Source organism: Burkholderia sp. AW49-1 (assembly GCF_053427845.1).
On sequence record NZ_JBSAXF010000011.1, the window covers coordinates 71,041 to 88,609 of the forward strand.

Consider the following 17,569-nt stretch of genomic DNA (forward strand, 5'->3'; position numbering starts at 1 on the left):
GACGCCCGGCGCTCGCGGGCGGTGCCATTGCGATGCCCGTTATCGGCCCTCACGTATTGCGTAACAACCTGTTCGTCGCCCCGATGGCCGGGGTGACGGATCGCCCGTTCCGCCAGCTGTGCAAGCGGCTGGGGGCCGGATACGCCGTGTCCGAGATGGTCGCGTCCAATGCGCAGCTGTGGAAGAGCGCGAAAACGATGCGGCGAGCGAACCACGAAGGCGAGGTCGAGCCGATCGCGGTGCAGATCGCCGGCGCCGATCCGGCGATGATGGCCGAAGCCGCCCGCTACAACGTCGACAACGGCGCGCAGATCATCGACATCAACATGGGCTGCCCGGCGAAGAAGGTCTGCAACGTCGCGGCCGGCTCCGCGCTGCTGCAGAACGAGCCGCTCGTGCAGCGGATCGTCGAGGCCGTCGTCGCGGCGGTCGGCACGGGGCCGGATGCGGTGCCCGTCACGCTGAAGATCCGCACCGGCTGGGATCGCGAGCACAAGAACGCGATCACGGTCGCGCGCCTCGCCGAAGCGGCCGGCATCTCGATGCTGACCGTGCACGGCCGCACGCGCGCGGACCTCTACCGCGGCGACGCGGAATACGACACCATCGCGGCCGTGAAGGCGGTCGTGCGCATCCCGGTCGTCGCGAACGGCGACATCACGTCGCCGGCGAAAGCGAAGGCCGTGCTCGACGCAACCGGCGCCGACGCACTGATGATCGGTCGTGCCGCGCAAGGCCGGCCATGGCTGTTCCGTGAAATCGATCATTTTCTGCAAACCGGCGAGCTGCTGCCCCCGCCGCGGATCGACGAGATCCAGCACGTGATGAACGAACACCTGGAAGACCACTACGCGTTCTATGGTGAATTCACCGGCGTCCGTACTGCGCGCAAGCACATCGGCTGGTACACTCGCGGCCTTTCCGGTGCCAACGGGTTCCGGCACAGGATGAACACGCTCGATTCCACCCGCGAGCAACTCGCCGCCGTCAATGCATTCTTCGAGGCGCAAAAAGCGCTGTCGGACCACCTCGTCTACGTCGATGACGAAGAGGAAAACGGCCAGGGCGAGTCGGACGACCATAACCAGTTAGCAGCATGAGCAAGCACAACATCGAACAATGTGTCCGCGAGAGCCTGGACGTGTATTTCCGGGACCTAGACGGCTCCAATCCGCACGACGTCTATGAAATGGTGATGTCCTGCGTCGAAAAGCCGATGCTCGAGGTCGTGCTCGTACAGGCCGGCGGCAATCAGTCGCTCGCCGCGGAGTACCTCGGCATCAATCGCAATACGCTGCGCAAGAAGCTGCAGCAGCACGGCCTGCTGTAGGCGGCCGTCCCGTCCCCGTTTCCCTGGCTATTGGTGGTTCCATCATGATCAAGCAAGCGCTCATTTCCGTTTCCGACAAGACCGGCATCGTCGACTTCGCAAAGTCGCTGTCCGACCTCGGCGTCAAGCTGCTGTCGACCGGCGGCACCGCGAAACTCCTCGCCGACGCGGGCCTGCCCGTTACCGAAGTGGCCGATTACACGGGCTTTCCGGAAATGCTCGATGGACGCGTGAAGACGCTCCACCCGAAGGTGCACGGCGGCATCCTCGCCCGCCGCGACCTGCCCGAGCACATGCAGGCGCTGGAGCAGCACGGTATCCCGACGATCGACCTGCTGGTCGTGAACCTGTATCCGTTCGTCGCGACGATCGCGAAGGACAACTGCACACTCGCCGACGCGATCGAGAACATCGACATCGGCGGCCCGACGATGCTGCGCTCGGCCGCGAAGAACCACCGCGACGTGACGGTCGTCGTCGATCCGGCCGACTACGCGGTCGTGCTCGACGAAATGAAGGCGAACGGCAACGCGATCGGCTACGCGACCAACTTCCGCCTCGCGACCAAGGTGTTCGCGCACACGGCGCAATACGACGGCGCGATCACGAACTACCTGACGAGCCTGACCGACGAGCTGCAGCACGCATCGCGCAGCGCGTACCCGGCCACGCTGAACATGGCGTTCGACAAGGTGCAGGACCTGCGCTACGGCGAGAACCCGCACCAGAGCGCAGCGTTCTACCGCGACCTCGCGGCACCGGCCGGCGCGCTGGCGAACTACCGCCAGCTGCAGGGCAAGGAACTGTCGTACAACAACATCGCGGATTCGGACGCGGCGTGGGAATGCGTGAAGACGTTCGACGCGCCGGCCTGCGTGATCATCAAGCATGCGAACCCGTGCGGCGTCGCGGTCGGCAACGACTCGGCCGATGCGTACGCCAAGGCATTCCAGACCGACCCGACGTCGGCGTTCGGCGGCATCATCGCGTTCAACCGCGAAGTCGACGAGACGGCCGCGCAGGCGGTGGCGAAGCAGTTCGTCGAAGTGCTGATCGCGCCGTCGTTCTCGGACGCCGCGAAGCAGGTGTTCGCCGCGAAGCAGAACGTGCGCCTGCTCGAAATCGCGCTGGGCGACGGTCATAACGCGTTCGACCTGAAGCGCGTGGGCGGCGGCCTGCTCGTGCAGTCGCTCGATTCGAAGAACGTGCAACCGAGCGAGCTGCGCGTCGTCACGAAGCGTCAACCGACCGCGAAGGAAATGGACGACCTGCTGTTCGCATGGCGCGTCGCGAAGTACGTGAAGTCGAACGCGATCGTGTTCTGCGGCAACGGCATGACGCTCGGCGTCGGCGCCGGCCAGATGAGCCGCGTCGATTCCGCGCGCATCGCGAGCATCAAGGCACAGAACGCGGGCCTCACGCTGGCCGGCTCGGCCGTCGCGTCGGATGCGTTCTTCCCGTTCCGCGACGGTCTCGACGTCGTCGTGGCGGCAGGCGCGACCTGCGTGATCCAGCCGGGCGGCTCGATGCGCGACGACGAGGTGATCGCAGCGGCCGACGAGCACGGCATCGCGATGGTCCTGACGGGCGTGCGTCACTTCCGTCACTGATCGCACGCGGCCCGCGCGGCCGCTGAATGCAAACCCGGCGGCATCACACCCGCCGGGTTTTTTATTGCGCGGCGCCGGCGCACACGACCGTGCGACCGGCACCGCACACCATTCGTTGTAGTATCGCTGCATCAGGTTTTTCTCCTCACTCATGCGAATTCTCGGCATCGACCCCGGCCTGCGCGTCACCGGCTTCGGCATCATCGACGTCAGCGGCCATCGGCTCGCCTATGTCGCGAGCGGCGTGATCCGCACGCCAACGGCCGACCTGGCCACCCGACTCGGCACGATCTTCCAGGGCGTATCGACGCTCGTGCGCGAACACGCGCCCGACCAGGCCGCGATCGAGCAGGTGTTCGTCAACGTGAACCCGCAGTCGACACTGCTGCTCGGCCAGGCGCGCGGCGCCGCGATCTGCGGGCTCGTCGCCGGCGGCTTGCCGGTGGCCGAATACACGGCGCTGCAACTGAAGCAGGCCGTCGTCGGTTACGGCCGCGCGACCAAGTCGCAGATGCAGGAGATGGTCACGCGGCTGCTCAATCTCACGGGCCAGCCCGGCAGCGACGCGGCCGACGCGCTCGGGATGGCGATCTGCCATGCGCACAGCGGTAATACGCTCGGCACGATCAGCGGCCTCGCGCCGGCGCTCGCGAAAAAGGGGCTGCGGGTGCGGCGCGGACGGCTCGTCGGCTGACGCGGCGGCACTCACGTCTACGGCGCTTCGCGCGTGGCGCCTGCGACCACCCTGCCCGCCGATCAACTTGATCGCCTGCGTCACGCACGCGTGTCGCATCGCCCCGACCTGAAGGGCAACCCATCGGCATCGCGCCACACCTGCGCTACACTCGCGCTTTCTTCCTCGCTTCCCGCCATCCATGATCGGTCGCATCGCCGGCATCCTGCTCGAAAAGAACCCGCCCCACCTGCTCGTCGACTGCAACGGCGTCGGCTACGAGATCGACGTGCCGATGAGCACCTTCTACAACCTGCCGCAGACGGGTGAGCGCGTCGTGCTGCTCACGCAGCAGATCGTGCGCGAGGACGCGCACCTGCTGTACGGCTTCCTGACGCCGCAGGAGCGCACGACCTTCCGCGAACTGCTGAAGATCACCGGTATCGGCGCGCGCATGGCGCTGGCCGTGCTGTCCGGCATGAGCGTGCAGGAGCTCGCGCAGGCGGTGACGATGCAGGACGCCGCACGTCTCACGCGCCTGCCCGGCATCGGCAAGAAGACCGCCGAGCGCCTGTTGCTCGAGCTGAAGGGCAAGCTCGGCGCGGACCTCGGTGCGCTCGCCGGTGCCGCATCCCAGTCCGATCACGCGACCGACATCCTCAACGCGCTGCTCGCGCTCGGCTACTCGGAAAAGGAAGGTCTCGCCGCGATCAAGAACGTGCCGGCCGGCACCGGCGTGTCCGAGGGCATCAAGCTCGCGCTCAAGGCACTGTCGAAGGCGTAACACCCGCCAGAACCGGCTGTCGCAGCCAGTGTCGCGCCGCCGTGCGGCGCACACCAGTCGGCCGTTCGGCCAGTTCGACCGCGTGACCGCGCGCGGTACAATGGCCGCATGATTGAAACCGACAAACTCGCCGCCGAGCGGATCATCGCCGCCACGCCCGCCTCGTCTCACGAGGAGGTGTTCGAACGCGCGCTGCGGCCGCGCCAGCTCGACGACTACGTCGGCCAGGAAAAGGTGCGCGGCCAGCTCGAAATCTTCATCGAGGCCGCGAAGCGCCGCTCCGAGCCGCTCGACCACGTGCTGCTGTTCGGGCCGCCGGGCCTCGGCAAGACCACCCTCGCGCACATCATCGCGCGCGAGATGGGCGTGAACCTGCGTCAAACGTCGGGCCCCGTGCTCGAGCGCGCGGGCGATCTCGCCGCGCTGCTGACCAACCTCGAAGCGAACGACGTGCTGTTCATCGACGAAATCCACCGGCTGTCGCCGGTCGTCGAGGAAATCCTGTACCCGGCACTCGAGGATTACCAGATCGATATCATGATCGGCGAAGGGCCGGCGGCGCGCAGCGTGAAGCTCGACCTGCAGCCGTTCACGCTGGTCGGCGCGACCACACGTGCAGGGATGCTGACCAACCCGCTGCGCGATCGCTTCGGGATCGTCGCGCGCCTCGAGTTCTACGATGCCGACCAACTGTCGCGCATCGTGCGGCGCTCGGCATCGCTGCTGAACGCGCAGATCGATCCGAACGGCGCGCTGGAAATCGCGAAGCGCTCACGCGGCACGCCGCGGATCGCGAACCGGCTGCTGCGCCGCGTGCGCGACTTTGCGGAAGTGAAGGCTGACGGCCAGATCACCGCGGCCGTCGCCGATGCCGCACTCGCGATGCTCGACGTCGATCCGGTCGGCTTCGACCTGATGGACCGCAAGCTGCTCGAGGCGATTCTGCACAAGTTCGACGGCGGCCCGGTCGGTATCGACAACCTGGCGGCGGCGATCGGCGAGGAGCGCGACACGATCGAGGACGTCCTCGAACCGTACCTGATCCAGCAGGGCTTCCTGCAGCGCACGCCGCGCGGGCGCGTCGCGACGCTGCTCACGTACCGCCACTTCGGGCTCTCCGCGCCCGATGCCGGCAACACCGAACGCGGGATGTGGGATACCTCCGACGGGAAGTAACCCCCGCCCACGCCACGCCTGCCATGACCACGCCGCCCAGCCCGCACCCCGCCACACCCACGCCGGGCCCGCGTTGGGTCGAACCGATCCGCAAGCGGCTCGTGGCCGGCATTACGCACCTGACGACCGGCGGCGGCGGTCCATCGATCGACCTGTCGTCGCCCCCCGGAGACCCGGGGCTGTTCGGCCCCGACGCCATCTGCTGGCGCGTGCATGCCGATTTCACGTCGATGATGACGGGCGGCATTGCCGCGCTGCTGCTGCAGGCGCTCCATCCGCTCGCGCTGGCAGGCGTCTGGGATCACTCGTCGTTTCGCACCGACATCCTCGGCCGCTTGCGACGCACCGCCACTTTCATTACCGGCACGACGTTCGGCAGCCGCGCGGACGCACTCGCGCTGATCGAGCGCGTAAAGACAATCCACGCGCGCGTATCGGGTACCGCCCCCGATGGCCGGCCGTACCGAGCCGACGATCCGGCGTTGCTCACCTGGGTGCATGTCGCGGAAGTATCGAGCTTCCTCGCCGCACATTTGCGCTATGTGAATCCGTCGCTGTCGGGCGAAGAGCAGGACGGCTACTACGCCGAGACAGCATTGATCGCCGAACTGCTCGGCGCCCGGGATGTTCCCCGCTCGCGTGCGGAAGTCGCAGCCTATTTCACGCGCATGCGGCCCGAACTCGAAGCAGGGCCACGCACCTTCGACGTCATGGACATCCTGCTGAATGTGCCGATCGCTACGCCCGCGCTACGGCCGGCCGCGTCACTGATCATGCATGCGGGCATAGACCTGCTGCCGCACTGGGCGCAGCGCATGCTCGGCGTGTCGACGTTCGCGCCGCTGCGACGCGCGGTGGTCCGGCCCGGCGTCAAGGCGGTCGCCCCCGTGCTGCGCTGGGCGCTCGTCAATGGCGCCTCGAAACGCGCACGCCGACGCGCAACGGCGACGCCGCCCGACGGTACCCCGCCCGCCTGACGGTCCGTTTCTCCGGATCATTTCAATTTGCCGTCGAATTCCCGTGACCGCGGTGTCGATGCGATCAATGGCGGCAAGAAGTACCCGAAAGGAGAATTCGACAAGCTGCGCCAGCCGATTACGGCCGACAAGCCCGGCAGGATCGCGTACGCGCTCGGCTACAGGACGCGCGAAGCACTGCCGCACCGCACCTGACATGGAAAGCGGCCCCCGGCCGGTCACGCCGGCGGCACCGGCATGACCGCATCAAAGTACCTTGCGATACCCGTCATCGTCGCTCGCGGTATCCAGATGCGACACGTCGGCCCATTGCACGATTTGCGCACGGCCATCGACGTAATCGACGACGTTGATGCTGGTGTTGAGCAACTGATAGCTGCGCGGCGCCGACAGGTCGAGACCGTTGGCAAAGCGATACACGCAATCGAGCACGCCGCCGTGCGCGACGCATGCAATGCGCCCGCCAGGATGCGCAGCGACGATCGGCTCGAGCGCATGCAGCACGCGATGATAGAACTCGCGCTGCGACTCGCCGCCGTCGGGTGCGAAACCCGGGTCGCGCGTCTGCCACGCGGCGTAGGCGTCCGGAAACAGCGTCTCGATCTCGGTGCTGTCATGCCCCTGGAACACGCCGTACGCACGTTCGCGCAGCCCTTCGCGCAACCGCAGCGCCAGCCCGAGCGCATCGGCAAAGGGTTGCGCGGTCTGCTGCGCGCGCATCAGGTCGCTCGAATAGATCGCGTCGATCCGCTGCCCTTCATGCGCGTCCCGCGCGAGCCGGACGGCCAGCCGCAGCGCCTGCGCGAGCCCCGTGTCGGCCAGCGGAATGTCGATATGGCCCTGGATGCGCTTGATGCGGTTCCAGGCCGTCTCGCCATGACGAATGAACAGAATCTGCGTGGTGGCCATCGCGGCGCGTCTCCGGGCAAGAATCAGGGCCGCACTTGCAGCCAGAACGTCACGGGGCCGTCGTTGACGAGCGACACCTGCATGTCGGCGCCGAATTCGCCCGTCTCGACGACCGGATGGCGCGCGCGCGCGGCCGCGACGAAATAGTCGAACAGGCGCGCGCCTTCGTCGGGCGGCGCGGCCGGCGTGAAGCTCGGCCGCAGCCCGCTGTTGGTATCGGCCGCGAGCGTGAACTGCGACACGAGCAGCAGGCCGCCGGCGCCGCCCGCGCCGTCGATGTTCGACACCGGCAGGTTCATCTTGCCGGCCGCGTCGCTGAACACGCGATAGCCGAGCAGCTTCGCGAGCAGCTTGTCGGCCGCGGCCTCGGTGTCGCCTCGCTCCGCGCAGACGAGCGCGAGCAGCCCTGCGCCGATCTCGCCCGTCGTGCGGTCGCCGACGCGCACGTCGGCGCGCTTCACACGCTGGATCAGCGCGATCATGCGGTCAGCGTGACGCGCGCGAAGCGGCGCTTGCCGACCTGGACGACGAATTCGCCGGCCTCGACCTTCAGGCCCTTGTCGGACACCGTCGCACCGTCGATCTTCACGCCGCCCTGCTCGATGTTGCGCAGCGCTTCGCTCGTCGATGGCACGAGGCCCGCCTGCTTCAGCAGCTGGCCGATCGCGAGCGGCGCGCCCGCGAGCGTGACCGACGGGATGTCGTCCGGCACGCCGCCCTTCGCGCGATGATTGAAATCTTCGAGCGCACGCTCGGCGTCGGCCTGCGAGTGGAAGCGCGCGACGATTTCCTGCGCGAGCAGCACCTTGAAGTCGCGCGGATTGCGGCCGCCTTCGGCTTCGCGCTTGAAGCCGGCGATTTCGTCGAGGCCGCGGAACGACAGCAACTCGAAGTAACGCCACATCAGCGTGTCCGAGATGCTCATCAGCTTGCCGAACATGTCGGTCGGCTTCTCGCTGATGCCGACGTAGTTGCCCTTCGACTTCGACATCTTCTCGACGCCGTCGAGGCCTTCGAGCAGCGGCATCGTCAGAATGCACTGCTGTTCCTGGCCGTACTGCTTCTGCAGTTCGCGGCCGACGAGCAGATTGAACTTCTGGTCGGTGCCGCCGAGTTCGAGATCGGCGTTCAGCGCGACCGAGTCGTAACCCTGCATCAGCGGGTACAGGAATTCGTGGATCGAGATCGGCACGCCGCTCTGAAAGCGCTTCGTGAAATCCTCGCGCTCGAGGATCCGCGCGACCGTGTAGCGCGAAGCAAGCTTGATCATCCCGTCCGCGCCGAGCGGCATCGACCATTCGCTGTTGTAGCGAATTTCGGTCTTTGCGCGGTCGAGCACGAGCGCAGCCTGCTCGAAGTAGGTCTTCGCGTTCGACTCGATCTGTTCGCGCGTGAGCGGTGGGCGCGTTGCGTTGCGGCCCGACGGGTCGCCGATCAGCGACGTGAAATCGCCGATCAGGAAGATCACGGTGTGGCCGAGATCCTGCAGCTGGCGCATCTTGTTCAACACGACCGTATGGCCGATGTGGATGTCGGGCGCGGTCGGATCGAGGCCGAGCTTGATGCGCAGCGGCGTGCCGGTGGCCGCGCTGCGCGCGAGCTTCTGCGCGAACTCTTCCTCGATCAGCAGTTCGTCGACGCCGCGCTTCGTGACGGCGAGCGCATGGCGGACTTCGTCGGTGATCGGGAAAACAGGCTTGGAACTGGGTTCGGTGCTCATCGGTGCCGGGAAGAATGTCGCAAAGACAGGGATTTTCCCATAACTTGCGCGTGCATCGCTTAACGACGCGTCAGGTTGCGCGGATAATCGGGCGCAAGGCGCGTGGCACAGGCCCGCGCCGCTCGATCCAGGAGAACCCAACGTGCCGCAACGACATCCGCAACCCGCCCATCCGGCCGACGGCATCTACTTCGGGCTGATGTCGGGAACCAGCATGGACGGCGTCGACGGCGTCGCCGTGCGTTTCGAGACCGGCCGCGCGCCGGTCGTGCTCGCGGAAGCGTTCGTCGGCTTCGCGCAATCGCTGCGCGATGCGCTGTTCGCGCTGCAGCAGCCCGGCGACAACGAGATCGACCGCGAATCGCTCGCGGCGAACGCGCTCGTCGCGCGCTACGCGGTGTGCTGTCACGAGTTGCAGCGCACCGCCGGCCTGTCGCGCGACGAGATCCGCGCGATCGGCGTGCATGGCCAGACGGTCCGGCACCGCCCCGAGCGCGGCTACACGCGCCAGCTCAACAATCCGGCACTGCTCGCGGAGCTTGCCCATATCGACGTGATCGCCGATTTCCGCAGTCGCGACGTCGCGGCCGGCGGCCACGGCGCGCCGCTCGCGCCTGCGTTCCATGCGACGATGTTCGGCTCGCCGGGCGAGACGCGGGTCGTCTGCAACCTCGGCGGCATCAGCAACATCACGATCCTGCCCGGTGACGGCGGCGACGTGCGCGGCTTCGACTGCGGGCCCGCGAACGCGCTGCTCGACGCATGGGCGACACGCCACCTCGGCAAGCCGTACGACGACGGCGGCAAGTTCGCCGCGCGCGGCACCGTGCACGGGCCGCTGCTCGACGCGCTGCTCGACGAGCCCTACTTCACCGCGTTGCCGCCGAAAAGCACTGGCCGCGACCTGTTCAATCCCGCGTGGCTCGACGCGAAGCTCGCCGCATTCGCGCAAGTCGCGCCGGAACACGTGCAGGCGACGCTGACGGCGCTCACCGCCGTCTCGGTCGCCCGCGAAGTCGCGCAGCACGCGACGGATTGCAAGGCCGTGTTCGTCTGCGGCGGCGGCGCCCGCAATCCGGTGCTGCTCGCCGCGCTCGCGGAAGCGCTGCGCGAGGCCGGCGTGCCGTCGACGGTGGATACGACGGCCGCGCTCGGCGTACCGCCGCAACAGGTCGAAGCGCTTGCGTTCGCGTGGCTCGCGTATCGCTTCACCGCGCGCCAGCCCGGCAACCTCGCGAGCGTGACGGGTGCCGCGGACGCGCGCGTGCTAGGCGCGCTCTATCCGCGCTGATAGACGGCCCGAGGGAGCGGTTCGCGCCGCGCGTGGGCACAAAAAACGGGGCATGATGCCCCGTTTTTCATTCCGGCGAACCGGACAGGATCCGTCGTGCGCTCAGACCGAGAACGACGAGCCGCACCCGCAGGTGGTCGTTGCGTTCGGGTTCTTGATCACGAACTGGGCGCCGTTGAGGTCGTCCTTGTAGTCGATCTCGGCGCCGACCAGGTACTGGTAGCTCATCGAATCGATCAGGAGCTGGACGCCGTTCTTGTTCATCACGGTGTCGTCCTCGTTGACTTCCTCGTCGAACGTGAAGCCATACTGGAAGCCCGAGCAGCCGCCGCCCTGCACGAATACGCGCAGCTTCAGGTCGGGATTGCCCTCTTCGTCGATCAGTTGCTTGACCTTGTCGGCCGCGGCGTCGGTGAAGACGAACGGTACCGGCATTTCGGTGGTCGTTGCTGCGGATTCGGTAACAGCGTTCATGCGAACTCTCCAAAAAGCTTTAGCCGCTATTGTAGGGCCGATCAGAAGATCGTGCTGATGTCCATGAAATCAATAGGTTCTTGTTGATTTCCGTAAAGGAAACGGCCCGCGGGGCCCCGCCGCGCGGGCATAAAAAAACCGCCAGCGCGAAAGCTGGCGGTTTTTCCGGCGGACGCCGCCCGGAAGCGGCGCGGCCATGAAGCGGAATTAACGCTTCGAGAACTGCTTTGCGCGACGTGCCTTGCGCAGACCAACCTTCTTACGCTCGACTTCACGTGCATCGCGCGTGACGAAGCCTGCGTTCGACAGCGACGGCTTCAGCGTCGCATCGTAGTCGATCAGCGCGCGGGTGATGCCGTGGCGCACTGCGCCTGCCTGACCCGTTTCGCCGCCGCCGTTCACGTTCACCTTGATGTCGAACGTCTGGCCGTGGTTCGTGAGTTCCAGCGGTTGACGCACGATCATGAGCGACGTTTCGCGCGAGAAGTAGTCAGCGATGGGCTTGCCGTTGACGATGATGTCGCCCTTGCCAGCCTTGATGAAGACACGTGCGACTGCGCTCTTGCGGCGGCCCGTACCGTAGTTCCAGTTACCGATCATGTGGGCTCCCCTTAGATCTCGAGCGCTTTCGGCTGTTGAGCCGAGTGCGGATGCGTCGCTTCAGCGTAGACCTTCAGCTTCTTGATCATCGCGTAGCCGAGCGGACCCTTCGGCAGCATGCCCTTGACCGCCTTCTCGAGCGCACGGCCCGGGAAGCGTTCCTGCATCTTGCCGAACGTCGTTTCATAGATACCGCCCGGGTAGCCCGAGTGACGGTAGTACTTCTTGTCCAGAGTCTTGTTGCCCGTGACCTTCAACTTGCTTGCGTTGATGATGATGATGAAATCACCAGTGTCGACGTGCGGGGTGAACTCAGGCTTGTGCTTGCCGCGCAGACGGCGTGCCACTTCGCTGGCAACACGGCCGAGAACCTTATCCGTCGCGTCAATCACGTACCATTCGCGCGTCACCTCATGGGCTTTTGCGGAAAACGTCTTCATGATCGATCCAAAAAAAATGCTTTGCCCGATGTGTTCTTCCTGCTTGTCTGTGTGCGCTTCGAGGCGCGGTGCAGGCTCTCCCTGTTCTTTTTCCGTGGGCATGAATGCGGAAAAGCCCTGAATTATAAAGGAAATACGGCAGCGCGGTCAAAAAGAATCCACGTCCCGTGCCGGCGGCGCCCGAAATGGGCCAAAATCAGGTCGTGCCCCGATATATCGCGCGAACCGAGCGCCCGGGGAGGCACCCATCGACGCGCGGCACCTGACCTTGCCCCGCCAGACCGGCCGACAACGGAAGAACAACAAACAAGCACGATGAAACAACGACTTACGCCCCTTCTCGCGACGGCATTGCTGGTCGCCGCTGCGCCCGCCGTCGCCGCCCGGGCCGGCTGCGAGGCCAAGCTCGACGCACTCGACGCTCGTATCGCCGACGCCCGCGGCGCCCATGCCGAAGATCGCATCGCCCGCCTGCGCGCGGTCCGCGAACGCGTACGCCATTTCTGCGCGCGCGGTCATGGCCACGCATCGGCCGCGCAGGTTTCGCCCCCTGCCGCCGGCTCGACCGACACGCCAACCGGCGCGGCATCGCAGGCAGCCGCACGACAGCCCGCGTAAACGGAGTCAAAGACAGGAAGTCAACGACCGACATCGAAGCGCGCAAACTGCGCGTCTATGCTTGCATTGGACGAAAAAAAGCCCGAACGGCTGGTTCGGGCTTAATCCACCTTAGGAGGAGGGTGGAGGAGACATGCGGAGGTTGCCGCAGCGCGACAACCAATGAGGCTCATTATACGAATGCGCCGGCGACTTCACAAGATAATCTGCATTGCGAAATCCATAACCATAATGCGGAATATGATGGATTTCGCCGTCAAATCGCGTTTTCTCTTTTGAAATCAACCGATTGGGAAACAAGGACGCAACCGGAAGTCTGCCGCATCTAGAGCAAAACCCCTAAAGCAGGCAGGGAAATCGGCGTTCGGCGCGCCGCCAGGCGCCGCTTGCAGCGGCGCGACGTTGCGCGTCGTGCAGCGCATCAGCCGACCGTTACACTGCGGGCTACAATGCATGATCGAATTCGAATCAGGCAACGCTGGAGTGCAAGCATGGAATGCAAAGTAAGCTGGATGGGTCAGGACGGCATGGCGTTTTCCGCTCAGACCGGGAGCGGACACCTCGTCGCGATGGACGGCGCACCGGAAGGCGGCGGCCATAATCTCGCACCGCGCCCGATGGAAATGGTGCTGGTCGGCACCGGCGGCTGCACCGCGTACGACGTCGTGCTGATCCTGAAGAAGAGCCGCCAGGAAGTCACCGGCTGCTCGGTCACGCTGAAGGCCGAACGCGCGAGCGAAGATCCGAAGGTGTTCACGAAGGTCCACTTCCACTTCACCGTCACGGGCCGCAACCTGAACCCGGCCACGGTCGAGCGCGCGATCAACCTGTCGCACGACAAGTACTGCTCCGCGTCGATCATGATCGCGAAGACGGCCGAGCTCACGCATTCGTTCGACATCGTCGCGGCCTGAACGCCCGGCGGCCACGCATGAAAAAAAGGGCCGGCGCTCCTGACGGAGCGCCGGCCCTTTCGCATTCGAGCGGCAAAGCAGGCCGATAAGCCGGATTCTGTGCACGCTGCACGCCGAAGCGCACGGCGCGTGGCAGCCATTCCTCTAGGCGCGCCATTGCTGACGCGCTCAAGCTTCCTACCCGCAGACGAGACGGGGGCACCGTCCTGCATCCGAAAATGCGCGCCTGCCTACTTGGAATTGCTCCGGGTGGAGGTTACCGTGCCGGCGGACGTCGCCGTCGCCGCGGTGCGCTCTTACCGCACCGTTTCACCCTTACCTGATCCCGGCTTGCGCCGGGCCATCGGCGGTTTGCTTTCTGTTGCCCTGTTCCGCGTGTCGCCACGGATGGCCGTTAGCCATCACCCTGCCCTGTGGAGTCCGGACTTTCCTCGTCCTCGCCTGCCCGAAGGCGGCGAGGCCGCGACTGCCTAGCCTGCTTTGCGACGCGCATTCTAGCACTGCGCGCCGCCGCCGGCAGCGCGCGAACGGCGGCCGCTGCGGAAAACCGCCGGATCGTCGTAGAACGCGGGCACGGCATTCGCGTCACACCAGCCCGGCACGCCGAGCACCGGGAGAGGCGCGAAATCGCGGCTCGTCAGGTCACGGGTCGCGAGTTCGCCGGCGATCCGCTCATCGACGTGCGCGGCACGCTGCGCGTCGGGCCACGAGAAATAGTCGTCACTCACTTCGACGATCCACGTGTGCGCGGTGCAGGACTTGTACGGCACGACGAGCTTCTCGAGCAGCGCATGGCCGACGAGCCGCGCCTCGCAGCGCGTGCCCCACGCGTCGCGCGCCGCCACCAGCAGTTGCTGCCAGTTGAAGCCACGCAGCGCGTCGGCGAGCGCACGGTCGGCCGTCACGAACAGCGCGGCGTTCTCGTCGAACAGCGTGAGCGCATCGCGCAGCGTGCCGCGCACGGGACCGACGCCGCCCGCGGCGTCGATCGCCGCGGCCTGGCGTGCGTTCAGCGCGGCCTTGGTGCGCGGATACGCGAACCAGACGAGCGCATTGAAGAAGTCGTGAAGATTGTGGCGGGTCGGGACGCCGCCCGTGTCGGCGATATGCGTTTCGTATGCGATGCCTGGCGGCAGCTCCGCCTGCGGCACGAAGCGCAGCGGCCGGCCTCGGCCGCTCGCCCGCGTACCGCCGCGCAGCGCGCCGTTCAACGCATCGAGCAGCGCGGTCTCGCCCGTGAGCGCCGCCGCCTGCAGCGTACGACCGGGCGCCGCGTAAGGCGCGAGCCACGGCGCCGACCAGTCGATCTGCGCGAATACCGCCGCCCCGCCGCCAGCCGTCAGGCCGGCCCCGCGCGGCGGCGTGCCGGTCACGCGAACTTCCAGCCGATCGTTTCGCCGGCGCGCAGCGGGACGACCGGCGTATCGCCTGCGAAGACCTCGCGCGGCAGTTCCCAGGTCTCGCGGCGCAGCGTGATCGTCTCGGTGCTGCGCGGCAGCCCGTAGAAATCGGCGCCGAAGCGGCTCGCGAAATTCTCCAGCTTGTCGAGCGCGCCGGCCTGGTCGAACGCTTCCGCATACAGCTCGAGCGCGTGCAGCGCCGTGTAGCAGCCCGCGCACCCACACGCGGTTTCCTTCGCGCCGCGCGCGTGCGGCGCGCTGTCAGTACCGAGGAAGAAGCGCGGGTTGCCCGACGTCGCCGCTTCGACGAGCGCGACGCGGTGCGTTTCGCGCTTCAGCACCGGCAGGCAGTAGTAATGCGGGCGAATCCCGCCGACGAACAGCGCGTTGCGGCTGTACAGCATGTGCTGCGGCGTGATCGTCGCGCCGAGCAGGCCCGGCGCCGCGTCGGCGTCGCGCACGTAGTCGGCCGCGTCCTTCGTCGTGATGTGCTCGAACACGACCTTCAGGCCCGGGAAATCGCGGCGCAGCGGCGTCATCACGCGGTCGATGAACACCTTCTCGCGATCGAACATGTCGATCGCCGGATCGGTCACCTCGCCGTGCACGAGCAGCGGCATGCCGGTTTCCTGCATGACCTCGAGCGTCTTCGCACACTTCGCGAGATCGCTGACGCCGTGATCGGAGTTCGTCGTCGCGCCGGCCGGATACAGCTTCACGCCGTGCACGAAGCCGCTGTCGCGCGCGCGGCGGATTTCGTCGGGCGCCGTGTTGTCGGTCAGGTACAGCGTCATCAGCGGCTCGAACGCCATGCCCGCCGGCAGCGCGGCCAGGATTCGCTCGCGATAGGCCTGCGCCTGCGCGGTGGTCGTGACGGGCGGCTTCAGGTTCGGCATGACGATCGCGCGGGCGAACTGGCGCGCCGTATGCGGCAGCACCGCGGCCAGCATGTCGCCGTCGCGCAGGTGCAGGTGCAGGTCGTCGGGACGGGCGAGCGTGAGCGTCGCCGGAGAGGAAGCGTTCGAGGCAGTCATAGGAGGCGTCGTGAGGAACGGGCTGGCCATCTGCGGGGCCGGAACGCACGTGCGCGGGCCGACTGACGGCAAACCGCAACACGAGGCCTTCGGCCGGCGGAATCCGCTTTTTACCGCTCAAGGCTCGGTGATATGCTAGAAGCCACATTGTACCGGGGTTCACCCGGTTGGTTACCCCGCTTCCGCCCCCGCCCCAAGTAAAATGTGCCAACTCCTAGGAATGAACTGCGCCGCGCCGACGGACGTCACATTCTCCTTCACAGGTTTCGCGGCCCGGGGCGGCCTCACCGATCACCACGCCGACGGCTGGGGGATCGCGTTCTTCGAGGACAAGGCGTGTCGCCTGTTCATCGACCAGCAGGCGTCGGCCACGTCGCCGATCGCCGAAATGGTGAAGCGCTATCCGATCAAGTCGAAGAACACGATCGCGCACATCCGCAAGGCCACGCAGGGCCACATCCTGCTCGAGAACAGCCACCCGTTCATGCGCGAGCTGTGGGGGCGGCACTGGATCTTCGCGCATAACGGCGATCTGCAGGACTACGAACCCGACCTCGACGGCAGCGTCTACCATCCGGTCGGCACGACCGACAGCGAGAAGGCGTTCTGCGTGCTGATGCAGGGGCTGCGCGAAGCGTTCCCCGGCGCGCAGCCGCCGCTGCCGGAGCTGTTCGAGCGCGTCGGCGAGCTGACGCGCGGCATCACCGATCACGGCGTGTTCAACTTCCTGATGTCGAACGGCCAGGCGCTCTTCGCGCACTGCTCGACGCGGCTGCACTACCTCGTGCGGCGCTGGCCGTTCTCGACCGCGCATCTGGTCGACGAAGACCTGTCGATCGACTTCGCGAAATACACGACGCCCGAGGATCGCGTCGCGGTGATCGCCACGCAGCCGTTGACCGACAACGAAATCTGGACCTCGTTCGAACCGGGCGAGCTGATCATGTTCCAGTGCGGCGACGTCGCCGCGCGGATGCAGATCCCGGTGCCCGAACGCGTGCTCGAAAAGCTGCGCAACCCGGCGCTCGACGCATCGGCGTCCGCGCCGTGCGGCGGTGTGCGGCGCGAGGCGCTGGCGGCCGGCACCGCGGACGACGCCGACGACCCGATCGACTTCTGAGTGCGCCGCGCCGTCGGGCGCCCGCCTTTCCCGCCATCCGCGTGTGTGCGAACGTCACGACCCGGCGATCCCCGGCAGTGAAAGTCTGCGCCCGATGACGTTACACGTTTCATTCAGATCGCCATTAGATGCACGCGATCAACGACATACAACATTCGCTTTTATTTTATTAATTTTCGAGTAAAAATAATTCATCGACGAAAAACAAAGACAAAAGCGATCGAAAGCGGATAATCTGGAAACCATAGAATAAAGTACAAACCAAATACCGACCGTGCGTTATCCCACCGACCGGACGATTCCGGCCGGTCTATAGAAAAACCTGCCAAACCCTTCCCCACCAAGGCTTTCAGTTCGATTAGCCACACAATTCAGAAATACCACCCCATACCGTTACCATCCCTACATATCTTGATTTTCCGACAATCGACCGCCCCGTCGATTAGTAGACTCGCTCCATCTTCGGTGTAACGCATCCTGATTGGCACTCGACGCAGCC

Annotated in this window: 19 protein-coding genes, 1 other RNA gene and 1 pseudogene; 12 read left to right on the forward strand and 9 right to left on the reverse strand. The window is 66.1% G+C overall.

The window, feature by feature from the left end:
• The first annotated feature begins 32 nt into the window (after positions 1 to 32).
• The 8 genes and pseudogenes from dusB to ACV22W_RS18405 all read left to right on the forward strand — a co-directional run.
• Positions 33 to 1,100, forward strand: a complete 1,068-nt coding sequence (gene dusB / locus ACV22W_RS18370; RefSeq protein WP_448020892.1) for a tRNA dihydrouridine synthase DusB — start codon at positions 33 to 35, stop codon at positions 1,098 to 1,100.
• The gene (locus ACV22W_RS18375) at positions 1,097 to 1,330 is read left to right on the forward strand and encodes a Fis family transcriptional regulator (RefSeq protein WP_006476892.1); all 234 of its coding nucleotides are present in this window, start codon (positions 1,097 to 1,099) and stop codon (positions 1,328 to 1,330) included. Before dusB ends, ACV22W_RS18375 begins: the two co-directional genes overlap by 4 nt.
• Positions 1,331 to 1,374: 44 nt before the next feature.
• Entirely contained in the window at positions 1,375 to 2,940 is a 1,566-nt protein-coding gene (purH, locus tag ACV22W_RS18380) for a bifunctional phosphoribosylaminoimidazolecarboxamide formyltransferase/IMP cyclohydrolase (protein ID WP_448020893.1), read from the forward strand.
• 151 nt (positions 2,941 to 3,091) lie between these two features.
• A complete protein-coding gene (ruvC, locus tag ACV22W_RS18385) occupies positions 3,092 to 3,634 on the forward strand; it encodes a crossover junction endodeoxyribonuclease RuvC (RefSeq protein WP_059465409.1) in 543 nt (180 codons plus the stop codon).
• A 181-nt stretch (positions 3,635 to 3,815) separates the two neighbouring features.
• Positions 3,816 to 4,397: a Holliday junction branch migration protein RuvA gene (gene ruvA, locus ACV22W_RS18390; RefSeq protein WP_059451998.1), complete on the forward strand. Its 582-nt coding sequence runs from the start codon at positions 3,816 to 3,818 to the stop codon at positions 4,395 to 4,397.
• Between the two features lie 108 nt (positions 4,398 to 4,505).
• A complete protein-coding gene (gene ruvB, locus ACV22W_RS18395; RefSeq protein WP_448020895.1) occupies positions 4,506 to 5,573 on the forward strand; it encodes a Holliday junction branch migration DNA helicase RuvB in 1,068 nt (355 codons plus the stop codon).
• Between the two features lie 23 nt (positions 5,574 to 5,596).
• Positions 5,597 to 6,550 (forward strand): oxygenase MpaB family protein, encoded by a 954-nt coding sequence (locus ACV22W_RS18400; protein ID WP_448020896.1) that lies wholly within the window; start codon positions 5,597 to 5,599, stop codon positions 6,548 to 6,550.
• Between the two features lie 57 nt (positions 6,551 to 6,607).
• Positions 6,608 to 6,745: pseudogene (locus ACV22W_RS18405) on the forward strand (ParB/Srx family N-terminal domain-containing protein); the annotation flags it as partial.
• A 51-nt stretch (positions 6,746 to 6,796) separates the two neighbouring features.
• Here ACV22W_RS18405 and ACV22W_RS18410 read toward each other — a convergent pair.
• Genes ACV22W_RS18410 through tyrS form a run of 3 tightly spaced genes read right to left on the reverse strand, consistent with a single transcriptional unit; the run spans position 6,797 to position 9,179 of the window.
• Positions 6,797 to 7,459 carry a histidine phosphatase family protein gene (locus tag ACV22W_RS18410; RefSeq protein ID WP_448020897.1) on the reverse strand — a complete coding sequence of 221 codons (663 nt, stop codon included), beginning with the start codon at positions 7,457 to 7,459 and terminating at the stop codon, positions 6,797 to 6,799.
• Positions 7,460 to 7,482: 23 nt separating this feature from the next.
• Positions 7,483 to 7,941, reverse strand: coding sequence for a D-aminoacyl-tRNA deacylase (gene dtd, locus ACV22W_RS18415; protein ID WP_006759921.1), 459 nt, complete (start codon positions 7,939 to 7,941; stop codon positions 7,483 to 7,485).
• Positions 7,938 to 9,179: a tyrosine--tRNA ligase gene (gene tyrS, locus ACV22W_RS18420; RefSeq protein WP_448020899.1), complete on the reverse strand. Its 1,242-nt coding sequence runs from the start codon at positions 9,177 to 9,179 to the stop codon at positions 7,938 to 7,940. Before tyrS ends, dtd begins: the two co-directional genes overlap by 4 nt.
• A 142-nt stretch (positions 9,180 to 9,321) precedes the next feature.
• Between tyrS and ACV22W_RS18425 the strand changes: the two genes are divergently transcribed.
• Positions 9,322 to 10,470, forward strand: coding sequence for an anhydro-N-acetylmuramic acid kinase (locus tag ACV22W_RS18425; protein ID WP_448020900.1), 1,149 nt, complete (start codon positions 9,322 to 9,324; stop codon positions 10,468 to 10,470).
• 102 nt (positions 10,471 to 10,572) lie between these two features.
• Here the strand turns inward: ACV22W_RS18425 and erpA are convergent, their stop codons facing one another.
• The 3 genes from erpA to rplM form a co-directional block, all read right to left on the reverse strand.
• Entirely contained in the window at positions 10,573 to 10,944 is a 372-nt protein-coding gene (erpA, locus tag ACV22W_RS18430; protein ID WP_059451991.1) for an iron-sulfur cluster insertion protein ErpA, read from the reverse strand.
• Between the two features lie 207 nt (positions 10,945 to 11,151).
• Positions 11,152 to 11,544, reverse strand: coding sequence for a 30S ribosomal protein S9 (rpsI, locus tag ACV22W_RS18435; RefSeq protein WP_011883283.1), 393 nt, complete (start codon positions 11,542 to 11,544; stop codon positions 11,152 to 11,154).
• An 11-nt stretch (positions 11,545 to 11,555) separates the two neighbouring features.
• The gene (gene rplM / locus ACV22W_RS18440; protein WP_009687896.1) at positions 11,556 to 11,984 is read right to left on the reverse strand and encodes a 50S ribosomal protein L13; all 429 of its coding nucleotides are present in this window, start codon (positions 11,982 to 11,984) and stop codon (positions 11,556 to 11,558) included.
• A gap of 315 nt (positions 11,985 to 12,299) precedes the next feature.
• Here rplM and ACV22W_RS18445 point away from each other — a divergent pair, with 315 nt between their 5' ends.
• The gene (locus ACV22W_RS18445) at positions 12,300 to 12,602 is read left to right on the forward strand and encodes a hypothetical protein (RefSeq protein ID WP_448020902.1); all 303 of its coding nucleotides are present in this window, start codon (positions 12,300 to 12,302) and stop codon (positions 12,600 to 12,602) included.
• Between the two features lie 449 nt (positions 12,603 to 13,051).
• Entirely contained in the window at positions 13,052 to 13,516 is a 465-nt protein-coding gene (locus ACV22W_RS18450) for an OsmC family protein (RefSeq protein WP_082721941.1), read from the forward strand.
• Positions 13,517 to 13,586: 70 nt separating this feature from the next.
• On the opposite strand, the gene rnpB is transcribed toward ACV22W_RS18450, so the two are convergent.
• The 3 genes from rnpB to pyrC form a co-directional block, all read right to left on the reverse strand.
• Positions 13,587 to 13,998: RNase P RNA component class A (gene rnpB, locus ACV22W_RS18455), an RNA gene on the reverse strand.
• A 12-nt stretch (positions 13,999 to 14,010) separates the two neighbouring features.
• Positions 14,011 to 14,889, reverse strand: coding sequence for a DUF3025 domain-containing protein (locus ACV22W_RS18460; RefSeq protein ID WP_448020904.1), 879 nt, complete (start codon positions 14,887 to 14,889; stop codon positions 14,011 to 14,013).
• Positions 14,886 to 15,950: a dihydroorotase gene (gene pyrC / locus ACV22W_RS18465; protein WP_059689071.1), complete on the reverse strand. Its 1,065-nt coding sequence runs from the start codon at positions 15,948 to 15,950 to the stop codon at positions 14,886 to 14,888. The genes ACV22W_RS18460 and pyrC overlap by 4 nt, the downstream gene beginning before the upstream one ends.
• Positions 15,951 to 16,152: 202 nt before the next feature.
• Between pyrC and ACV22W_RS18470 the strand changes: the two genes are divergently transcribed.
• Positions 16,153 to 17,070, forward strand: a complete 918-nt coding sequence (locus ACV22W_RS18470; RefSeq protein WP_059535322.1) for a class II glutamine amidotransferase — start codon at positions 16,153 to 16,155, stop codon at positions 17,068 to 17,070.
• Positions 17,071 to 17,569 lie beyond the last annotated feature (499 nt).

Excerpts from the sequence above, each read along its gene's own strand:
- ruvB (WP_448020895.1), top strand. The coding sequence starts at position 4,506 with ATGATTGAAACCGACAAACTCGCCGCCGAGCGGATCATCGCCGCCACG.
- erpA (WP_059451991.1), bottom strand. The coding sequence starts at position 10,944 with ATGAACGCTGTTACCGAATCCGCAGCAACGACCACCGAAATGCCGGTA.
- ACV22W_RS18410 (WP_448020897.1), bottom strand. The coding sequence starts at position 7,459 with ATGGCCACCACGCAGATTCTGTTCATTCGTCATGGCGAGACGGCCTGG.
- dusB (WP_448020892.1), top strand. The coding sequence starts at position 33 with ATGCCCGTTATCGGCCCTCACGTATTGCGTAACAACCTGTTCGTCGCC.
- ACV22W_RS18445 (WP_448020902.1), top strand. The coding sequence starts at position 12,300 with ATGAAACAACGACTTACGCCCCTTCTCGCGACGGCATTGCTGGTCGCC.
- ACV22W_RS18450 (WP_082721941.1), top strand. The coding sequence starts at position 13,052 with ATGCATGATCGAATTCGAATCAGGCAACGCTGGAGTGCAAGCATGGAA.
- pyrC (WP_059689071.1), bottom strand. The coding sequence starts at position 15,950 with ATGACTGCCTCGAACGCTTCCTCTCCGGCGACGCTCACGCTCGCCCGT.
- ACV22W_RS18400 (WP_448020896.1), top strand. The coding sequence starts at position 5,597 with ATGACCACGCCGCCCAGCCCGCACCCCGCCACACCCACGCCGGGCCCG.
- rplM (WP_009687896.1), bottom strand. The coding sequence starts at position 11,984 with ATGAAGACGTTTTCCGCAAAAGCCCATGAGGTGACGCGCGAATGGTAC.
- ACV22W_RS18470 (WP_059535322.1), top strand. The coding sequence starts at position 16,153 with ATGTGCCAACTCCTAGGAATGAACTGCGCCGCGCCGACGGACGTCACA.
- rpsI (WP_011883283.1), bottom strand. The coding sequence starts at position 11,544 with ATGATCGGTAACTGGAACTACGGTACGGGCCGCCGCAAGAGCGCAGTC.
- tyrS (WP_448020899.1), bottom strand. The coding sequence starts at position 9,179 with ATGAGCACCGAACCCAGTTCCAAGCCTGTTTTCCCGATCACCGACGAA.
- dtd (WP_006759921.1), bottom strand. The coding sequence starts at position 7,941 with ATGATCGCGCTGATCCAGCGTGTGAAGCGCGCCGACGTGCGCGTCGGC.
- ruvC (WP_059465409.1), top strand. The coding sequence starts at position 3,092 with ATGCGAATTCTCGGCATCGACCCCGGCCTGCGCGTCACCGGCTTCGGC.
- ruvA (WP_059451998.1), top strand. The coding sequence starts at position 3,816 with ATGATCGGTCGCATCGCCGGCATCCTGCTCGAAAAGAACCCGCCCCAC.
- purH (WP_448020893.1), top strand. The coding sequence starts at position 1,375 with ATGATCAAGCAAGCGCTCATTTCCGTTTCCGACAAGACCGGCATCGTC.
- ACV22W_RS18375 (WP_006476892.1), top strand. The coding sequence starts at position 1,097 with ATGAGCAAGCACAACATCGAACAATGTGTCCGCGAGAGCCTGGACGTG.